The following is a 17,019-nucleotide window of genomic DNA, read 5'->3' on the forward strand; positions in this document are numbered from 1 at the left end:
AAATTATAAGTCTTAGACTATTTTTTGAAATCAACCATTAGGATGATTTTTATGGTTGATTTTGTATATATAAATTAATATAATTTCTATTTTTTCATGCCTAGAATCATACCTGAAATATATGGTATAAGCCAAATAAGCCATACAATAATACTTAACTTATGAAAATTTGCTTTGGCTCTTTCGTTGTTTTTGATTAATACAATTGTCGCCCATATTACATGAAAAAACATTAAAAGAATTGCAATTAGTCCAGTTATTCCATGAAAGTTAAATTCAAAACTATTTTTAGAGAGTGTACTCATTAAAGTTGTTCCGGTAATATCGAATATTAAACCACACCAAAATATGTATACATAAATCTTCTTTAAATTACCGTGTTTTTTTTCACTAAATACACCAGTTGTATAAAATACAAGAGCTAGGGTTATGGTAATTATTGCATAGATTAACATTATGAATCCTCCTAACTAAAATAAGTAATATTTATATTATATAATAATTTTAAATTATTAATACAATATAAAAATAATCTACCTAAGATTTATTATTTTTGCTTGATATAGAAAGAATGATATAATATAAAACAAGTATTAACGTGTATAGAAAGGACTTATTAAAATTATGAGTAAGTTTAAAATAATATCTGATGTAAATAGAATTATGAAGTCAAATGACTTGTGTTTTGCCTTTTTTAAGGGAAGTATACTTGTAAGAAGAGAGAATAACAATACATATATTCCTACCTTTGAGGAAATAGAGTCTTTCAAGATTAAGTGTGATAGAGAAGTTTTTCTAGGTGAAATTGAGGGTGTAGCTTGTTTTGGAATGGAGATTTTAAGTAAAGTTGGTCTTCCGAAAAGTATTGAGTTTTTGAATTTAAGAGAGCTTATGTCTTTGATGAAAGAGGAAGTATTTTTGGCGGCAGGAAGAGCAAGTGAAATATTAAGTTGGAATGGTAAACATAAATTTTGTGGAAATTGTGGAGAGAGAACAGAGGATAAAAAAGATGAGATAGCTAAAGTTTGCCCAAATTGCAATAATGTAATTTATCCTGTGATTTGTCCAGCTGTAATAGTTGGAATTGTAAAAGAAGATAAAATACTTTTAGCCCATAATAGTAATTTTAAAAATAATATGTATGCTTTGATTTCAGGCTTTGTTGAGTCAGGAGAAAATTTGGAAAATGCAGTTAGAAGAGAGATTTTTGAAGAGGTTGGTATAAAAGTTAAAAATATAAGATATTTTAATAGTTCAGCATGGCCATTTCCTAATTCACTTATGTTAGGTTTTTTTGCAGAATATGAATCTGGCGAGATAAAAGTTGATGGAGAAGAGATAACTGCTGCCAATTGGTTTTGTAAGGATGAGTTTCCGGACATACCTGGCAGAGGAACCATAGCAAGAAGAATAATTGATAAATTTATTGAACAAGTTTAGATAATAAGTGCCTATAAGAATATCACTTTTCGAGTTATTGAATATAATAATTTTGTGTGAATATTCTTAGGAGGAAATATACTTGAGTAAAATATTTTATTGTCCATATCATAAAAAGAATTTTGAAATGCCAGAGGACTACTTTGATTTTGAATCTAGAGATAGTGATGAGGTTGATGATGAAGCTGATAATGAAGCTGATGAGCATGAAGAATTTAGGGCACCAGAGGATTCTAGAGAGGTGCTAGCAGTAACAAATTCAAATGGACGTTTGGAGGTATTTGCAATTACAAGAAACAATGAAGTGAGTCATATAATGCAAATGCAAAATAACAGATGGAGCAATTGGAGTAACCTTGGTGGATGGGTAAGTTCAATAGCTGTTGGTTCAAATTCAAATGGAAGATTAGTCATATTTGGCATAGGCAGAGATAATGCTTTGTGGCAAAGAAGTCAGACACAAGGAAATAGGTGGGGTAGTTGGCAATCACTTGGAGGCTGGATAGATAGATTAGCTGTGGGAACAAATGCCGATGGACGGCTAGAAGCATTTGGAAGAGGTAGAGATGGTGCCCTTTGGCACATATGGCAAACATCACCCAATGGAAGCTGGAGTAGTTGGGCATCATTAGGTGGAAAGGTTGATTTGATTTCAGTTGGAAGAAATGCTGATAGAAGACTTGAAGTGTTTGGAATTGGTACGGATAATGCATTATGGCACATATGGCAAACTGCACCTAATAATGGTTGGAGTAGTTGGCAATCACTTGGAGGCTGGATAGATAGATTAGCTGTGGGAAACGGTAGTAATGGACGAATAGAAGTTTTCGGAAGAGGTAGAGATGGTGCAGTATGGAATATAGGGCAGATACCATCAGGAAACGGTTGGACTACTTGGAAGTCGCTTGGAGGCTGGGTAAGTGATATTGCTGTAACCAGAGATAGAAACAGGCGATTAGGGGTATTTGGCATAGGAAGAGACAATGCTCTTTGGCATATTAACCAAAATGCACAGGGAAATAGTTGGAGTAATTGGCAATCACTTAAAGGTTGGATAGATAGATTAGCTGTAGGAAATAGTAGAGACGGAAGAATGTCTGCATTTGGAAGAGGGAGAAATGGTTCTCTTTGGAATATATGGCAGACTAATAGATCTGACAGATGGAGTGAGTGGTCCGATTTGGGTGGATCAGTAAGTTAGTTTGTATATAAAAAAATCATAAAAAATAATCATATGTGAGACTTTATATTAAAGTCCCATATATGATTATTTTAAGAGTTAGGGTGATAAACATGATAAAAGTAGTTGCGAAAAAATTTATAAAGGAAGATAAAATAACCGAGGCTTTAAAGAGGGCAAAGGAGTTGGTAGAACTTACAGTTGCCAAAGATGAAGGTTGCATAAAATATGAAGTGTATCAAGATTTAAAGGATAAGTCTATTCTTACTATTATTGAAGAATGGGAAGATATGGACAAGCTAAACAAACATATGCAAAAAGAACATTTTAAAAGAATAGTACCTGTTATAGAAGAATTTACAGCGAAAAAAGGAGATACAAACATATATACGAAAATATTATAATGAATTCCAAAGAGGCCATGAGCATTGATATGCTTATGGTCTCTTTAAAATTGTGTTTAAAAACAACCTAAACCGAGAACATCACTACTTTTAACTAAATGCATGAAGGTAACTGTAGGTAAATCACCATTGACCCCACGGGCTTTGGATAGTTGATTTACGTCTAAACTTTGGAAATCTGAATCAGAGATATTTATTCCGTTTTTATTCCAAGAATTATTGCTTATATTTGCACTAGGAATATTAGAATCTTTAATTGAAACGCCACCATATGATAAATTAAAATGAAGTATTTCTCTTGTTCCAGGTATATCAACAGCTTTAGTAGGGCTAATACGTTCTAACATATCAAAGTTGCCTTGTTTATTGTTGTAAGCTGTATTATAGGTCCAAGTTGCAGATTGACCTGGTTGGTGATTGGCATAAAAACCATGGGCATTATTATTTGCGGAAAGACAGTACTTTACAGTATGAATTGGAACTTTATTAGGAGGTGTACCATTAGCATAGCCTCCGATTTTGAAACCGTTAGAATCGCCACCAGCGTTCATATTAAAGGCCCAGCAGTGGTCAAAGGTGTTAGAACCATTTGAAGTAAGACAATCAAAACCATCATCACTATTGTGCCAAGAACGACAATATGAGAAGTTAACACCATCACCATGTGCGCCAAAACCGTCTGTATTACCAATGGAGTTTTTGGTAGGCCCTATGTTATTATAAGCATCACATTTAATGCAGGTTCCAGTACCATGATTAACAAAATAAAATCCATTAGCTTCATTATCATGGCAAACAACTTGGTTGAAAGTAGTATTGCCTTCAATTCTAAAGCATTCAGACTGTTTTTGATTCCCAACTTTTACACCAGTGACTTGAATAGATAGAAAAGTTACATTGGAAACCTTTGGATCTATCCTAAAGGCAGCTACTCTTTTAGATGCAGCAGATATTTTTGAAAAGTCAAAAATAGGTATGTCATTTGATGAATATGCTCTATAAGTGATTCCACTTTTTATGATGTCGTTTACATAGTTGTAATTAGCGTCTGAGCTAGCAATTCTAAAGTCACGATAGGTACCGCCTAGAATGTAGACTGTATCACCATAATTTGCAGCTTGTTGTGCCCTTGAAATACTTGCGAAGGGGGAAGCTAGTGTACCTGAGTTGCTATCTTTTCCAGTAGTTGATACATAAAAGTTGGCTGCATGGGCAGTAGCTGAAAAAGATAAAGCAGATAATAAACTAATGCCAATAAAGGCTGGAATAAGTAGTAGTTTACATTTGAAAAAATTCATAACTTTTTCCTCCTTAGTTATTTTATAAAAGTAAAATTGAGTTGACTATATAAAAATATTATACATTGCACCTTGTAAAAAGTAAATAATAAATTTTACGCAGTGTGAATTACAGTAACAATTCTAAGTAAATACACATTGAGTGAAATATATAAAGAAGAATAAAGTTAAGTTAAGAGTTTGTTTTAACTTTTGGCTAAAAATAAGGCACTGTAAATTGTACAGTGCCTTAAATATAAAATTAATAATCTAATTCTTTATAATTATATGTTTTAATTGGATTTCCACGAACTATAGCTGTCCCTGTTAACCATCTTTCACTTTGTCTTCTTTTTTCTCTTTCATTTGATAACTTTTTTAACTCAAGTAGTAATCTTGCTTTGGCTAGCTTAATATTCAAAAATTGACTTCTTTCTTCGCTAGAGCTTACAACAATACCAGTTTTTTTGTGAGTTATTCTTACAGCTGTTTCTGTTTTATTTACATGTTGACCGCCCTTACCGCTGCTCCTCATTTTTTCTATAATAATATCATTGCTATTTAAATCGTTATTATCTTCATAATTAAAAGAAGACACAGATATAAACCAGTTTTTTCTTTTGTGATTTTTTCTATATTCACTTTTCCAAATCAAGAGATGAGTTCCTTCTATAGATTTAATATAAGTTAAGGCTTCCTTACCGTCAATTTTCAAAAATACTGATTTGAGAGTGCTTTTTTCTTCTCCAAGATTAAAATCTAAAATTTGAAGTTTTAGATTTCTACATTTGCATTCTTTTCTTACTAGGTTTAAAAATAGGTATACGAATCTACAGCTTTCAACAGGACCTGTTCCTGCACTAATTTGCAACCACATATTTTAATTCTTATAAGTAATTTGAGGTTTCAATTTTGCAATTACTTTTATTAAATTGAATGATAAAAGATCATTTATTACCCTGTCAATACTTTTGTAAGCTTCAGGAGCTTCTTCGTATACTAAATTTATATCACTGCAAATAAGATTATAAGGGAAGTTTAGATTTCTTATATCTTTTTTAGAAAATTTTCCTTGGAGTTTTTCTTTTGCACCACTTCGTTTCCACTTTCGACCAGCTCCATGAGCCACTGAAAAGCCAGTTGAAATACAAGCATTTATTGGTTTTACGATATAGGAACAATCACCTCTAGAACCAGCAATTACTATATATTTTTCTAAAGCATTAGCAGCGCCTTTTCTGTGTATAATACAATCATTTTTTATTTCTAATCCATTGTGAACAGCCTCTATTTTTAAATTAACATTTTCTATATTTAAAGCATTACATAAATTTTGGGCTATGATTTGCCTATTTTCTTTTGCAAAATTTATGGCTTTTTTGTAGTCTAGAAGATAGTGGTCAAAGCCCTCACTTCCTTTTATAAGTCCATTTTGACATGAATAAGTTTCTACATATTGCCTTAGTATCGCTTCACCAAGACCGCGGCTTCCACTATGTACTAATAAGTAGACCTTGTCTTTGTCAAAATTGCAAGCATCAGTTTCATCCATAAACTTATCTATAGTGGTGAATTCTGCAAAGTGATTTCCGGCACCTATAGTTCCAAGATTAAAGTTAGCTTTATTTAAATTCCCTAATCTAAAGTCAGAAAGAAGTTTCATAGCTTTCTTTATTTTAAATTTCTTTTTATTCATAGAGGTTTCAAATAGGCTTACAGAACAACCAATATCATTACCTATAAGATGAGGATATATAATTTTATTTGTAATAATTGAAACTCCTATAGGTGTTTTTCCAGGATGAAGATCTGGATAGCCAATAATGGATTCTACTCCTTTTAGTTTAGATAGGGATTTTATTTGCTCTATGGCATCTCCCTCAATCCATGATTTTTCGGTTTTAAAAATTTTATACATGTAGTAATATTCTCTCCTTAGTGTGTTTAATTTGTTTTATTGAGAGAACATTTAATAATTATATACTAAACTGCTCTCACCATTAAATTTTCCATCATATTAATCACAACCTTTACAATTTGATAAGATAATTTTATCAATATAAATTAGTAAAAGCAATAAATTGTGAGATAGATTAATCGAGTAAAGTAAAAAATGTATTAATTGTAAAAAATTATAAAGTTTTGATTTTAATAGGCGATAATATGAGGGCAAATAAATATATTTAAATTACTGCATATTAAAAAAGCATAGAAAATGTAATTTAATTAAATTCATTGAATATGCTAAAGGTAATAATAAATATATAAAAGCTTATACCATATTTAATTAATATAGAGCTTTCTTATGAACAGTAGTTTGTAGGGGAGCTCATTTATGGTTAAAATGACTAAATAGATTAAAGGTATGAGGAGTTTTAAAAGGATAGTTTAAAGTGAATTGTGAATGGATTTATCCTTTTGTAGGAAAACCCATTTATGAATTTATATAGCCTCTGATCTTTCGAAAAGTTTATCTATTATATCATATACTTCATCCCAAGAATAAAATCTTAAGATATTTGGATTTAACGGCTTCCTATTGTAATTTGTATCAATTAAAAGTACTTTAAAGCCAGCGTTTGAAAGTTCAATTGCATTATCATAATTATCTTCTATAAATAAATCACAGTTTAATTGCCTAGCTGTAGGAACCTTATGATGAGTACCCAGAATAAATAAATCATTGTAGGGAATTTTGTTTTTCCTTAAGTAGCTGTAGGTAAGAATTGTAAGATCTCTATCTCTTGCAGTTACAAAATAGATGTTATTTTTTAAGCTAAGCGTATGGATTACTGATTTGACATTTTTTCTTAATTTTTGATTAGTGTGAAGTTTATACTTATATTTTTTATAGAATTCATTGTACTGCTCTTCGGATACATTTAGTACTTTGTGTATATAATATTCTGTAGCATCACCGTTTGTAATACTTGTATTAAAATGCTCATTACATAAATCAATCCAATAGTAAGCATCAGTAATAGTTCCATCAATATCAATGCAAATATTTAAATTTTTCATGTACTTCACCCTTTCGTTTATATAGTAACTATAAATTTATAATACTAAATTAAAGTTAAGAATTCATTAAGGTAGTATTAAATATTCAATAAACAATCGAATGTATATTTACTAGACAATTTTAATAACTTAAGTGTAAAATGATTTTAAATAGGGAGGGAATAAAATGAAAAAAATAAATATAGCAAATGGTGAACTTTCTAATGCTTCGGAGATTTCGCTTGGTTGCATGAGACTTAGTAAGCTTACAGTAAAAGAGGCAAGAAAGCTTATAAATACTGCACTTGAAGAGAAAATAAATTTTTTTGATCATGCGGATATATATGGCGGTGGCAGAAGTGAAGAAGTTTTTTCTGAGGCTATTGATATGAAGCCTAGTATTAGAGAAGAACTTATTATACAATCCAAATGTGGTATAAGAAAGGGATATTATGATTTTTCTAAAGAACATATATTGAATTCGGTAGATGGTAGCTTGAAAAGGTTAAAGACAGATTATTTGGATGTACTACTGCTTCATCGTCCTGATGCGCTTATGGAGCCAGAAGAAGTAGCAGAAGCATTTGATATATTGAGTTCTAGTGGTAAGGTTAGGCACTTTGGTGTTAGCAATGAAAATCCTATGCAAATTAAGCTTTTGAGCAAATATTTGAATCAAAAGATAATAATAAATCAACTTCAGTTTGGTGTTATGCATACAGGAATAGTTGAAGCAGGAATAAATGTAAATATGAAAAATGAAGCTGCTATTAATCGAGATGACAGTGTGTTAGATTTTTGTCGTTTGCATGATATAACTATTCAGCCGTGGTCTCCGTTTCAGTATGGATTTTTTGAAGGAGTATTTTTAGATAATGATAAATTTCCTGAGCTAAATAAGGTGGTAAATAAAATAGCAGAGGATCGAGAAGTAGAAAATACAGCAATAGCTATTGCTTGGATTTTAAGGCATCCAGCTAAAATGCAGCCAATAGTTGGAACAACAAATATTGATCGCCTAAAAAGCATTTGTAAAGCCTCAAAGGTAGAACTTACAAGACAAGAATGGTATGAAATATATAGAGCGGCAGGAAATAAACTGCCATAATTAGAAAGAGTAAATAAAATATTCCCATTGTAATTTATGAATCACAATGGGAAATCACTTCGTTATGAAATCTTATCAAATGTAAAATTAAGACTTTTTAAATATTGTATTACTTGTGGTAGTGCGTCTACAGAGGTGGTCTTTGCAGAAGCATCGTGCATTAAAATTACCACAGTATGATGGCCTGAAGTATATCTTTCTAGGTTGTACATTAAAGTTGATACAGGAGCAAGTCCTTGTTCTGCATCACCAGTTTCATCATTCCAATCAAGATACCTATAGCCAGCGCTTTTTACAGTTTGCCTAAAGGCTGCTAATCTAGGTTCATTTTTTTCACCAGAACCTCCAGGAAATCTAATTAATTTTGGAGTGTATTTATCACCTAAAATTGATTTTAATACAGAATCACACTTGTTTACATCAGCTAAAAACTCATTAGGAGCTTCATTGTAACGTATATTATGATAGTAAGTATGATTGCCAACAGAGTTACCATCTTTAGCTTCTAATTTAACTAAATCAGGGTAAGCTTCTGCGTTTTTGCCAATAACAAAAAATGTAGCTTTTATTTTATTGGCATTTAGTATATTAAGTATTTTTGTAGTGTTAGCTGATGGACCATCATCAAAAGTTAAATATGCCGTTTTGTGTGGATTGTTTCTTTGTATTTCCCAAGGTTCCATATATCCAGGAACTATATTTACAATTTGCTTTTTTTCTTTTGAATTAATGTGTTTTTTTAGGTGTTTTAATATACTGACTTTGTTTTTTGTTTCTTCAGCCGATGTTATTGTTTTTTTGTGGTAATATGCTCCGAAAACAAAAAATGAGATCCAGCATAAAATAGCTACAAAGCCTACTAAGATGGAACGTTTAATTATTAATTTTTTTTTGGTACTATTCTTTTCTTCATTCAAAAAATTCACCTTCTAATTTAGTTTTTAGTAATAAATTTATAATTTCAATTCTTGAAAAAATTTTAGTGTTAATGGAATTTAAATACTACTATACCTATTATAGTATGAAAAATAAAAGCTGCAATAGAAAACGAAATAAAATTTATTTTAAATAGATTACTACTTATAAAAAGTTGTATTACATTATTAAAGTAACTGGAATGCTTGTATTATTGTGCTAAAATTATAAGTAACTAAAAGTTAATGGGGAGGTATTATATATTTATGAATGAAGCATTTGTGTATGGAGAAGAGAGAAAGTTTGAAGTCACAGGGGAAGGGGTTAAAAGAAAAGTACTAGCTTATGGAGAAAATCTCATGGCAGCTGAAGTGCATTTTGAAAAGGGAGCTGTAGGTGAACTGCACAATCATCCACATACGCAACTTTCTTATGTATTAGAGGGTGAGTTTGAATTTCAAATTGATGGGGTAAAAAAGATTGTTAAAAAGGGTGATACTCTTTTTAAATTGCCTAATATAGTACATGGCTGCAAGTGTTTAAAAAAGGGAGTACTATTAGATATATTTACTCCATATAGAGAAGATTTCATAAAATAAAAAAAGGAGCTTTGGTACAGTTTTTGCCAAAGCTCCTTTATATTAAAGATTCTATGGTTTTAATATAACCTTTATACAATTATCTAGTTTATTATTGAATAAATTATAAGCTTTTTCACCATCAGCAAGAGACATCGTATGAGTTATTATGTCAGTAGCATCAAACTTTCCATTTTTAATAAGATCTAAAATAACATCAACATAAGAGTGTGCTGGACATTGACCTGTTTTTAGGGTTATGTTTCTAGAGAAGAAGTCTCCAAAAGGAAAGTTATTATATCTGGCACCATAAACACCAACTACAGATACTGTTCCACCTTTTCTTACAGCTTGAGAAGATATTTCTATTGCAGATTTTGAACCACCTTGCATTTTTAAGAGAGTTTCTACAGTTTCAATAGTAGATTTTTCACCATCCATTCCGACGCAATCAATTACAACATCTGCTCCTCCGTGGGTTATTTCTTTAATATATTCACCTGTATTGTCGTAGTCATTGAAATTTAATACTTCTACTGAGTTATATTTTTTTGCATGCTCTAATCTGTAGTCTATGTTATCTACTGCAATTATTCTAGTTGCACCGGCATAAGCTGCCCATTTTTGTGCTAAAAGTCCAACTGGACCACAGCCAAGAACAACTACGGTATCACCTTGTTTAACACCTCCATTTACTATAGTTCCCCAATAGGAGGTTGGTAGTATATCTGTTAAAAAGAGAGTCTGTTCATCTGTGAGTTCCTCAGGAATTAATTTGGGACCAAAATTTGCATAAGGGACTCTTAAGTACTCAGCCTGACCTCCATCATAGCCTCCCATCAAATCACCATAACCGAATATAGCTCCAACTTCACCATGTTCATTTGAATTATCACATTGGCTAGAAAGACCATGTGTGCAGTACCAACAGTGCCCACAAGAAACAGGAAAGGGAACAATTACTCTGTCGCCTTTTTTTATGTTTGAGACTTCCTTTCCTGTTTCTTCAACAATGCCCATTGCTTCATGACCTATAATAAATCCATGAGGAACCTTCGGTATAGTTCCACGGAGAAGATGAAGGTCAGAACCACATATTGTAGTAGAGGTTATTTTTATAATTGCATCGTCATTTTTTATAATATTAGGGTCGTTTACATTTTTAACTTTGACGTTATTCATACCTTGAAAAGTTATAGCTTTCATTTAAAGCATCTCCTTATAAAATAAAAATTTCTCAATGCTTTTAGTATTTGAGTATTGCTTATGTTTATGCTTTATAAATAATAACAATAATGGACAATTAAAAGGATAATATCGTATAATTAAACTAATATTATACAATAACGTTAATTTAGGATGTGAATGGAATATGGAAGAGTTTCAATTTGTTAATGGAGGATTAGAGTTACTTGATTTAGTTGAGCCTTTATGGGAAAAGTTAAATAAATATCATGAAAATAAAGCTAAATATTTCGCCTACAGATATAAAAAGTTTAAATTTGATGCTAGACGTAAAAGTTTTACGAAAGCAAATATAAAAGCAGTAAACATAGATTTAATAAAAAAAGGTGACAATTACATTGGTTATTGTATAAGTACAATAAATGATGACAAAATTGGTGAAATTGAATCTATATTTATTGAAGAGGATTATAGGAAGTTTTCTCTTGGAGATAAATTAATGACTAGAGCGCTTAAATGGTTAGATGAAAATGAGGTTAAATCTAAAAGAATAGGTGTAGCGGAAGGTAATGAAAAAGTATTAGAGTTTTATAAAAAATATGGATTCTATAAAAGAACAATAATATTACAGAAAATAGAGGAAAAGGAGAGATAGTAAGTGATTACAGTATCAAAGGACGGAAAATCTCAGTTTACTTCAATACAAAAAGCAGTAGATAGTATACCTGACAACAATAAAGAAAGAGTAGTTATAACAGTTGAATCTGGTGTTTATAAAGAAAAGTTAAGTATAAGAAAGCCTAATGTAACTTTAATAGGTGAGGATAAAGAAAATACAATTATAACTTTTAATGATTCTGCTGATACACTTATGGAAAACGGAGAAAGAATGAGAACTTTTAATTCCTACACAATGTTTGTTGATGGTGATGATTTTATTTGTGAAAATATAACCATTGAAAATACAGCAGGCGATGGAGATTTAGTAGGACAAGCGGTGGCACTTTATGCAGATGGTGATAGAATGATTGTTAAAAATTGCAGGTTGATAGCAAATCAAGATACTCTATTTACTGGACCGCTTCCACCCAAGCCTATAGAAGGAAACAATTTCGGTGGTCCGAAAGATGGCACTGAAAGAAGAGATACACGTCAGTATTATGAAAATTGTTATATAAGAGGAGATATAGATTTTATATTTGGATCAGCTACAGCGGTATTTAATAAATGCGAAATATTCTCTAATAATAAAAATAAGAAGATAAATGGGTTTGTAACAGCAGCATCAACACCAGAAGGGAAAGAATTCGGTTATGTGTTCTTTGACTGCAAATTTATGAGTGATGCGAAGAAACATACAGTTTATCTCGGAAGGCCCTGGAGAGATTATGCAAAGACGGTACTTATAAGATGTTACTTAGGAGAGCATATAATTGAAGAAGGCTTTCATAATTGGAATAAAAGTAATGCGGAGAGAGAAAGCTACTACGCAGAGTATGGTAGCTATGGACCTGGAGCTTATGGTAAAAGACCTAAATGGACACATGCTTTAACAGAAGAGGAAGCAGAAAAATACTCTATTTCAAATGTTTTAAGAGGAGCGGATAATTGGAAGGTTATTTGAATACTAAAGACAGAATACATAAAATGTATTCTGTCTTTAGCTTGGTTCTTTGTCATTACCCTCAAATTTATGAGTTATTAATTCCTCAAATATATTGTTTTGTGTCATGCCAACAGGTTTAGTATTATATTTGAGTGCTTTTTTCATACCTGATATTTCTGACATTATAAGATTAAAATCATCCTTTGTTAAAGGTTTTTTATTATCCTTTAATTCATAACCTAATTGACCATCTACTTCTATTGAGGCATATTTTAAATCTTCTATTGAGGGTATGCCATCCTCTCTTAAACGCATTTCTAACTTATCCATAGACATTCTCAGTTTTTTTAAGTTTTTTAGATTTACTTTTCCATTTTCAATAACTAACACTGATTTCCCAGTAAATAAGTTTTCTAAAAAATCGAATTTCATTTGCATGTATTCTGTAATTATCATTAAAATTCCAAGAAGACAACCAATTAAAACAGTTGCAGTAACTCCTTTGCTTACTATAGGACCGACTAAAAGGGCACCTAAAGAAATCATTACAATGGTTTGAGCCATAGTCATTTGGGATATGGACTTTCTGCCAGCTATTCTCAAAATAAGAGTGCCGGAAAAAAAGATAATAATTGTTTCTAGTATTCGATTAAATTCCATTTCTTTTCTCCTTTAAATCCACATGTATATAAATATTATTTAAAAATAAGAAAATTTTATTCTAAATTAAGTTGAAAATAATAGAATTTAATATAATAATGCTATATAAAATAATTGAAATAAAAGAAAACCCCTTTCGGAGTTTTCTTTAAACCTCTTACTATTATATATGGTTAGCTACTTCAAAAGCATCCCAAATACCATACATTATATTAGAAACCTTACGAGCATCGCCTAAAAGATAAATCTCAGGAATTTCAAATTCTAATTCTTTGTATAAAGAATTCTCTTCTTTATAGCCAACAGAAAGAATTACTGAATCACATGGCAGCTCTTCTATGCCGTTTACTGTTTCCATTTTTAATAATCCATTTTTGTATTCTTTTACTTTTGAATTTGCCTTTACTTCTATTCCGTTGAAAGGTATTAGCTTCTCTAACATTTCGCTATTTGCAGAGCATAAAGGACCATTTAAAGCAAGAATTTTATTTAAAGCTTCAACGATAGTTACCTTTTTACCTTTTTTAGCAAGGTCAAGTGCAAGTTCACAGCCAACAAGACCACCACCAACTACAACAGTTGCATTTCCTGCATCTTTTTTCCCAAGTAGTACCTCAGCGGCTGTAAATACTTTTTTATCATCTCCAAGTGGAAATACCTTTGGAGTTGAGCCAATAGCTATAATTACACTGTCATAATTAGAATTTAGAATTTCATCTTTTGTAACCTTGTGATTTAAAGTTACTTTAACATTTAATTCTTCTAAGGTATGAGCGTACCAATCAGCTAAGGCAATATCATCTTCTTTAAAGCTTGGTGCACCACCAGGTATAAGGTTTCCCCCAAGTCTGTCGCTCTTTTCAAAAATAACAGCCTCATGACCTCTAAGAGCTAAAACTCTAGCAGCTTCACAGCCAGCCACGCCGCCACCTACTACTAAAACCTTTTTCTTTTTAACTATTGGGTTAAGTGCGTTAGCTCTCTCTTTACAAGCTTGAGGATTAACAGCACAGTTAAGCATTGAATAATGCTGTACTCGGCCCATGCATCCTTCTTGGCAAGAAATACAAGGTCTTATAGACTTACATTTATTGCTTCTTAATTTATTTACATAATCAGGATCTGCAAGAAGTGGTCTTCCAAGACTAATCATATCACAAGTTCCATTTTCAATAGCTTCCAAAGCCATATCAGGATCATCCATTCTTCCAGCACATATAACAGGTACATCTACAGTTTCCTTCATTAATTTTGCATATGGTCTGTAAAGTCCCTTTTCTTGATACATAGGAGGATGGCTCCACCACCATGAATCATAAGATCCAACGTCAGTGTCTAAAGCATCATATCCATAAGCTACAAGAAGTTTTGCAGCTTCAACTCCTTCATCTAAATCTCTTCCCTTTTCCGTAAATTCTTCCCCAGGAAGAGCACCATCTCTTAAATCTTTAATAAAGCTCTTTGGAGAATATCTAAGAGTTACTGGAAAATCTTCTCCACAACGATTTTTAATTTCTTCTACTATTTCTTTTGCAAAACGAAGCCTGTTTTCTAAGCTTCCACCATATTCATCAGTTCTATGATTAAATAAAGAAATAGCAAATTGATCTATGAGGTATCCTTCATGAACAGCATGGATTTGAACTCCATCAAAACCAGCTCTTTTAGCATTATAGGCACCATCACCGAACTTTTTAACTATAGCTTTGATTTCATCTACAGTTAGTTCACGGCAAGTTTTATCAAGCCACCTATGTTTAATTGGAGATGGTGCAACTGGCGGAAATTCACCTAAGTTAGTAGGAATAGTAACTCTACCAAAGCCACCTGACATTTGTAAAAACACTTTCGAATTATATGCGTGAATTCTTTCAGTCATTTCTCTTCCTGTTCTAACAAACTGAACTGGATTATGTGTAGGGCATGGAACATTTGGCATACCATGTTCTTCAACTTCATTATCTACAAAAGTAACACCTGTTATAATTAATCCTGTGCCACCTTTAGCTCTTTCGGTATAGTAATCAATTCCTCTTTGATTGAAACCACCTTCGTTGTCTGACAATCCTAAAGGTCCCATTGGAGCTAATGCAAAACGATTTTTTATTTCACATTTTCCGATTTTCACTGGTTCAAATAATCTTTTGTACTTGTTCATAAGTATACCCTCCTTAATAACATTGTTAAATATTAAACAAATTTTTGTAAAATAATCATATATCCTATTATAATAGGATTACTCGAAACCTGTCAACATTTACATGTTCGTTTTATAAAATGTTTAAATTTGTAGTTAATAATGATAAAATATTATATAAAAAATCTATTGAGATAATGGAAAAAATAAAATATATGATTAAAAGGTTTAACTCTAAAATATTTTATATGCTAGAAGTTAGAATAAAATTCTTTTATAATTGAAATTAATTAGAAATTTTACATAAGAATGAGGTGTAGCACTTGAGAAATCTAAAGTATGCTATTTTAGGATTAATAAATAGAAAGAAAATAACAGGATATGACATATCAAAAGAATTTAACTCGGGGTTATCAGAATTTTGGTATGCTAAACATAGTCAAATTTATCCTGAACTAAAAAAGTTAACAGATGAAGGACTAATATCATATACTACTGTAATACAGGGAGAAAAGTTAGAGAAAAAGCTATACACAATAACAGAAAAGGGAAAAGAATGTTTTCAAAAATGGCTTAAAAAAGAAGAACCGCTAGAACCAACGCCTAAAGATATTTTTAGATTAAAGGCATATTTTTGTGATGAAATGGATGAAGAAACTTTGATTAAACAATTTAAAACTGCACTCTATAAGCACACTGAGAGATTAAAATATTTAGAAGACAGCCTGAAGAAGCTTGCAGATGGGAATATTATTCCAAAGGTTCATTCTAAGGAGTTTGGTGATTATATTGTATTAAATGGTGCTGTTATGAGAGAAAAGACTTATGTAGAATGGCTTAAGGATTGTATTGATAAAATATGCATATAAAAGTAAAGCTAAGGAATTTTTAAAGACTATTAATGCTTTAAAAATTCCTTCTTTAAATGAATATTGACAAAAAATAATTGCATAAAGTATAATATGAACGTGGTTCATAAAATTGGGGGATGACAAAATGCCTAGAATAATTGAAGATATAAAGGAGAAACTTATACTAGAAGGAAGAAGAACACTTATGGAAAAGAGTTACAAAGAACTAAGCATAAGAAATGTAGCTAAAAACTGCGGTATTGCAATAGGAACTTTTTATAACTATTTCAAAACAAAGGAGGAATTTGTAGGCGAAATTTGTAAAGATGATTGGAGAGATGCTTTAAGTTCATTAGAGAAGCTTAAGGATTCTGAAGAACCGATAAAGGAAAAGTTAAGAAAAGTTTATTTAGCCATGGATGGATTTGTTGATAAATATTTGTCCATATTTTATGAGATTTTAGCAATAGAAGGCTATAAAAGTAAAAGCGCTTCTGATATAAAGGATGTCTATATAAAGGTTGAAGAGATAATTTCAATAGAAAAAAGTAGAGGAAACATAAAGTCAAAGTTAAATTCAGAGAAGCTTACTCACTTTATACTTTCAAATCTTATATATTTAAGCAAAAACAAGTACATAACATATGATGAATTATATGACCATATGAATATATAATT

At 31.2% G+C, this 17,019-nt stretch carries 18 protein-coding genes; 9 read left to right on the forward strand and 9 right to left on the reverse strand.

The genetic code is table 11. The features are described from left to right. Window positions 1-86: 86 nt before the first annotated feature. The gene (locus CLFE_RS02380; RefSeq protein WP_077893240.1) at window positions 87-455 is read right to left on the reverse strand and encodes an HsmA family protein; all 369 of its coding nucleotides are present in this window, start codon (window positions 453-455) and stop codon (window positions 87-89) included. Between the two features lie 169 nt (window positions 456-624). Between CLFE_RS02380 and nudC the strand changes: the two genes are divergently transcribed. From nudC to CLFE_RS02395, 3 genes are all read left to right on the forward strand, one after another. Then, the gene (nudC, locus tag CLFE_RS02385) at window positions 625-1,440 is read left to right on the forward strand and encodes an NAD(+) diphosphatase (protein ID WP_077893241.1); all 816 of its coding nucleotides are present in this window, start codon (window positions 625-627) and stop codon (window positions 1,438-1,440) included. 82 nt (window positions 1,441-1,522) lie between these two features. After that, entirely contained in the window at window positions 1,523-2,641 is a 1,119-nt protein-coding gene (locus CLFE_RS02390) for a PLL family lectin (RefSeq protein ID WP_242951603.1), read from the forward strand. A 92-nt stretch (window positions 2,642-2,733) separates the two neighbouring features. Continuing rightward, a complete protein-coding gene (locus tag CLFE_RS02395; RefSeq protein ID WP_077893242.1) occupies window positions 2,734-3,024 on the forward strand; it encodes a putative quinol monooxygenase in 291 nt (96 codons plus the stop codon). A gap of 56 nt (window positions 3,025-3,080) precedes the next feature. On the opposite strand, the gene CLFE_RS02400 is transcribed toward CLFE_RS02395, so the two are convergent. From CLFE_RS02400 to CLFE_RS02415, 4 genes are all read right to left on the reverse strand, one after another. Beyond that, window positions 3,081-4,322, reverse strand: coding sequence for a right-handed parallel beta-helix repeat-containing protein (locus CLFE_RS02400; protein WP_077893243.1), 1,242 nt, complete (start codon window positions 4,320-4,322; stop codon window positions 3,081-3,083). Between the two features lie 241 nt (window positions 4,323-4,563). Then, complete coding sequence (prfH, locus tag CLFE_RS02405; protein ID WP_077893244.1) at window positions 4,564-5,178, reverse strand: peptide chain release factor H; 615 nt, start codon at window positions 5,176-5,178, stop codon at window positions 4,564-4,566. A gap of 3 nt (window positions 5,179-5,181) precedes the next feature. Further along, window positions 5,182-6,219 carry an RNA ligase RtcB family protein gene (locus CLFE_RS02410; RefSeq protein ID WP_077893245.1) on the reverse strand — a complete coding sequence of 346 codons (1,038 nt, stop codon included), beginning with the start codon at window positions 6,217-6,219 and terminating at the stop codon, window positions 5,182-5,184. Between the two features lie 524 nt (window positions 6,220-6,743). Further along, complete coding sequence (locus CLFE_RS02415; RefSeq protein ID WP_077832927.1) at window positions 6,744-7,322, reverse strand: 5' nucleotidase, NT5C type; 579 nt, start codon at window positions 7,320-7,322, stop codon at window positions 6,744-6,746. 166 nt (window positions 7,323-7,488) lie between these two features. Between CLFE_RS02415 and CLFE_RS02420 the strand changes: the two genes are divergently transcribed. Then, window positions 7,489-8,409, forward strand: coding sequence for an aldo/keto reductase (locus tag CLFE_RS02420; RefSeq protein ID WP_077893246.1), 921 nt, complete (start codon window positions 7,489-7,491; stop codon window positions 8,407-8,409). 62 nt (window positions 8,410-8,471) lie between these two features. Here the strand turns inward: CLFE_RS02420 and CLFE_RS02425 are convergent, their stop codons facing one another. Further along, complete coding sequence (locus tag CLFE_RS02425; RefSeq protein ID WP_077893247.1) at window positions 8,472-9,326, reverse strand: polysaccharide deacetylase family protein; 855 nt, start codon at window positions 9,324-9,326, stop codon at window positions 8,472-8,474. 264 nt (window positions 9,327-9,590) lie between these two features. On the opposite strand from CLFE_RS02425, the gene CLFE_RS02430 reads away from it, so the two are divergent. Further along, window positions 9,591-9,923 carry a cupin domain-containing protein gene (locus tag CLFE_RS02430; protein ID WP_077832930.1) on the forward strand — a complete coding sequence of 111 codons (333 nt, stop codon included), beginning with the start codon at window positions 9,591-9,593 and terminating at the stop codon, window positions 9,921-9,923. Between the two features lie 51 nt (window positions 9,924-9,974). Here the strand turns inward: CLFE_RS02430 and CLFE_RS02435 are convergent, their stop codons facing one another. Further along, window positions 9,975-11,108, reverse strand: coding sequence for a zinc-dependent alcohol dehydrogenase (locus CLFE_RS02435; RefSeq protein WP_077832931.1), 1,134 nt, complete (start codon window positions 11,106-11,108; stop codon window positions 9,975-9,977). Window positions 11,109-11,274: 166 nt separating this feature from the next. On the opposite strand from CLFE_RS02435, the gene CLFE_RS02440 reads away from it, so the two are divergent. Together CLFE_RS02440 and CLFE_RS02445 are read left to right on the forward strand one after the other, a co-directional pair. After that, window positions 11,275-11,742 carry a GNAT family N-acetyltransferase gene (locus CLFE_RS02440; protein ID WP_077893248.1) on the forward strand — a complete coding sequence of 156 codons (468 nt, stop codon included), beginning with the start codon at window positions 11,275-11,277 and terminating at the stop codon, window positions 11,740-11,742. Window positions 11,743-11,745: 3 nt separating this feature from the next. After that, window positions 11,746-12,711 (forward strand): pectinesterase family protein, encoded by a 966-nt coding sequence (locus CLFE_RS02445; RefSeq protein WP_432706057.1) that lies wholly within the window; start codon window positions 11,746-11,748, stop codon window positions 12,709-12,711. Window positions 12,712-12,747: 36 nt separating this feature from the next. On the opposite strand, the gene CLFE_RS02450 is transcribed toward CLFE_RS02445, so the two are convergent. Then, window positions 12,748-13,353, reverse strand: coding sequence for a DUF421 domain-containing protein (locus CLFE_RS02450; protein WP_077893249.1), 606 nt, complete (start codon window positions 13,351-13,353; stop codon window positions 12,748-12,750). Between the two features lie 163 nt (window positions 13,354-13,516). Then, the gene (locus tag CLFE_RS02455) at window positions 13,517-15,511 is read right to left on the reverse strand and encodes an oxidoreductase (RefSeq protein ID WP_077893250.1); all 1,995 of its coding nucleotides are present in this window, start codon (window positions 15,509-15,511) and stop codon (window positions 13,517-13,519) included. A gap of 302 nt (window positions 15,512-15,813) precedes the next feature. On the opposite strand from CLFE_RS02455, the gene CLFE_RS02460 reads away from it, so the two are divergent. Next, window positions 15,814-16,359, forward strand: a complete 546-nt coding sequence (locus CLFE_RS02460) for a PadR family transcriptional regulator (RefSeq protein ID WP_077832934.1) — start codon at window positions 15,814-15,816, stop codon at window positions 16,357-16,359. A gap of 127 nt (window positions 16,360-16,486) precedes the next feature. Beyond that, window positions 16,487-17,017, forward strand: coding sequence for a TetR/AcrR family transcriptional regulator (locus tag CLFE_RS02465; RefSeq protein WP_077832935.1), 531 nt, complete (start codon window positions 16,487-16,489; stop codon window positions 17,015-17,017). Window positions 17,018-17,019 lie beyond the last annotated feature (2 nt).

It is taken from the genome of Clostridium felsineum DSM 794, from assembly GCF_002006355.2.
In the GTDB taxonomy this organism is placed as follows: domain Bacteria; phylum Bacillota; class Clostridia; order Clostridiales; family Clostridiaceae; genus Clostridium_S; species Clostridium_S felsineum.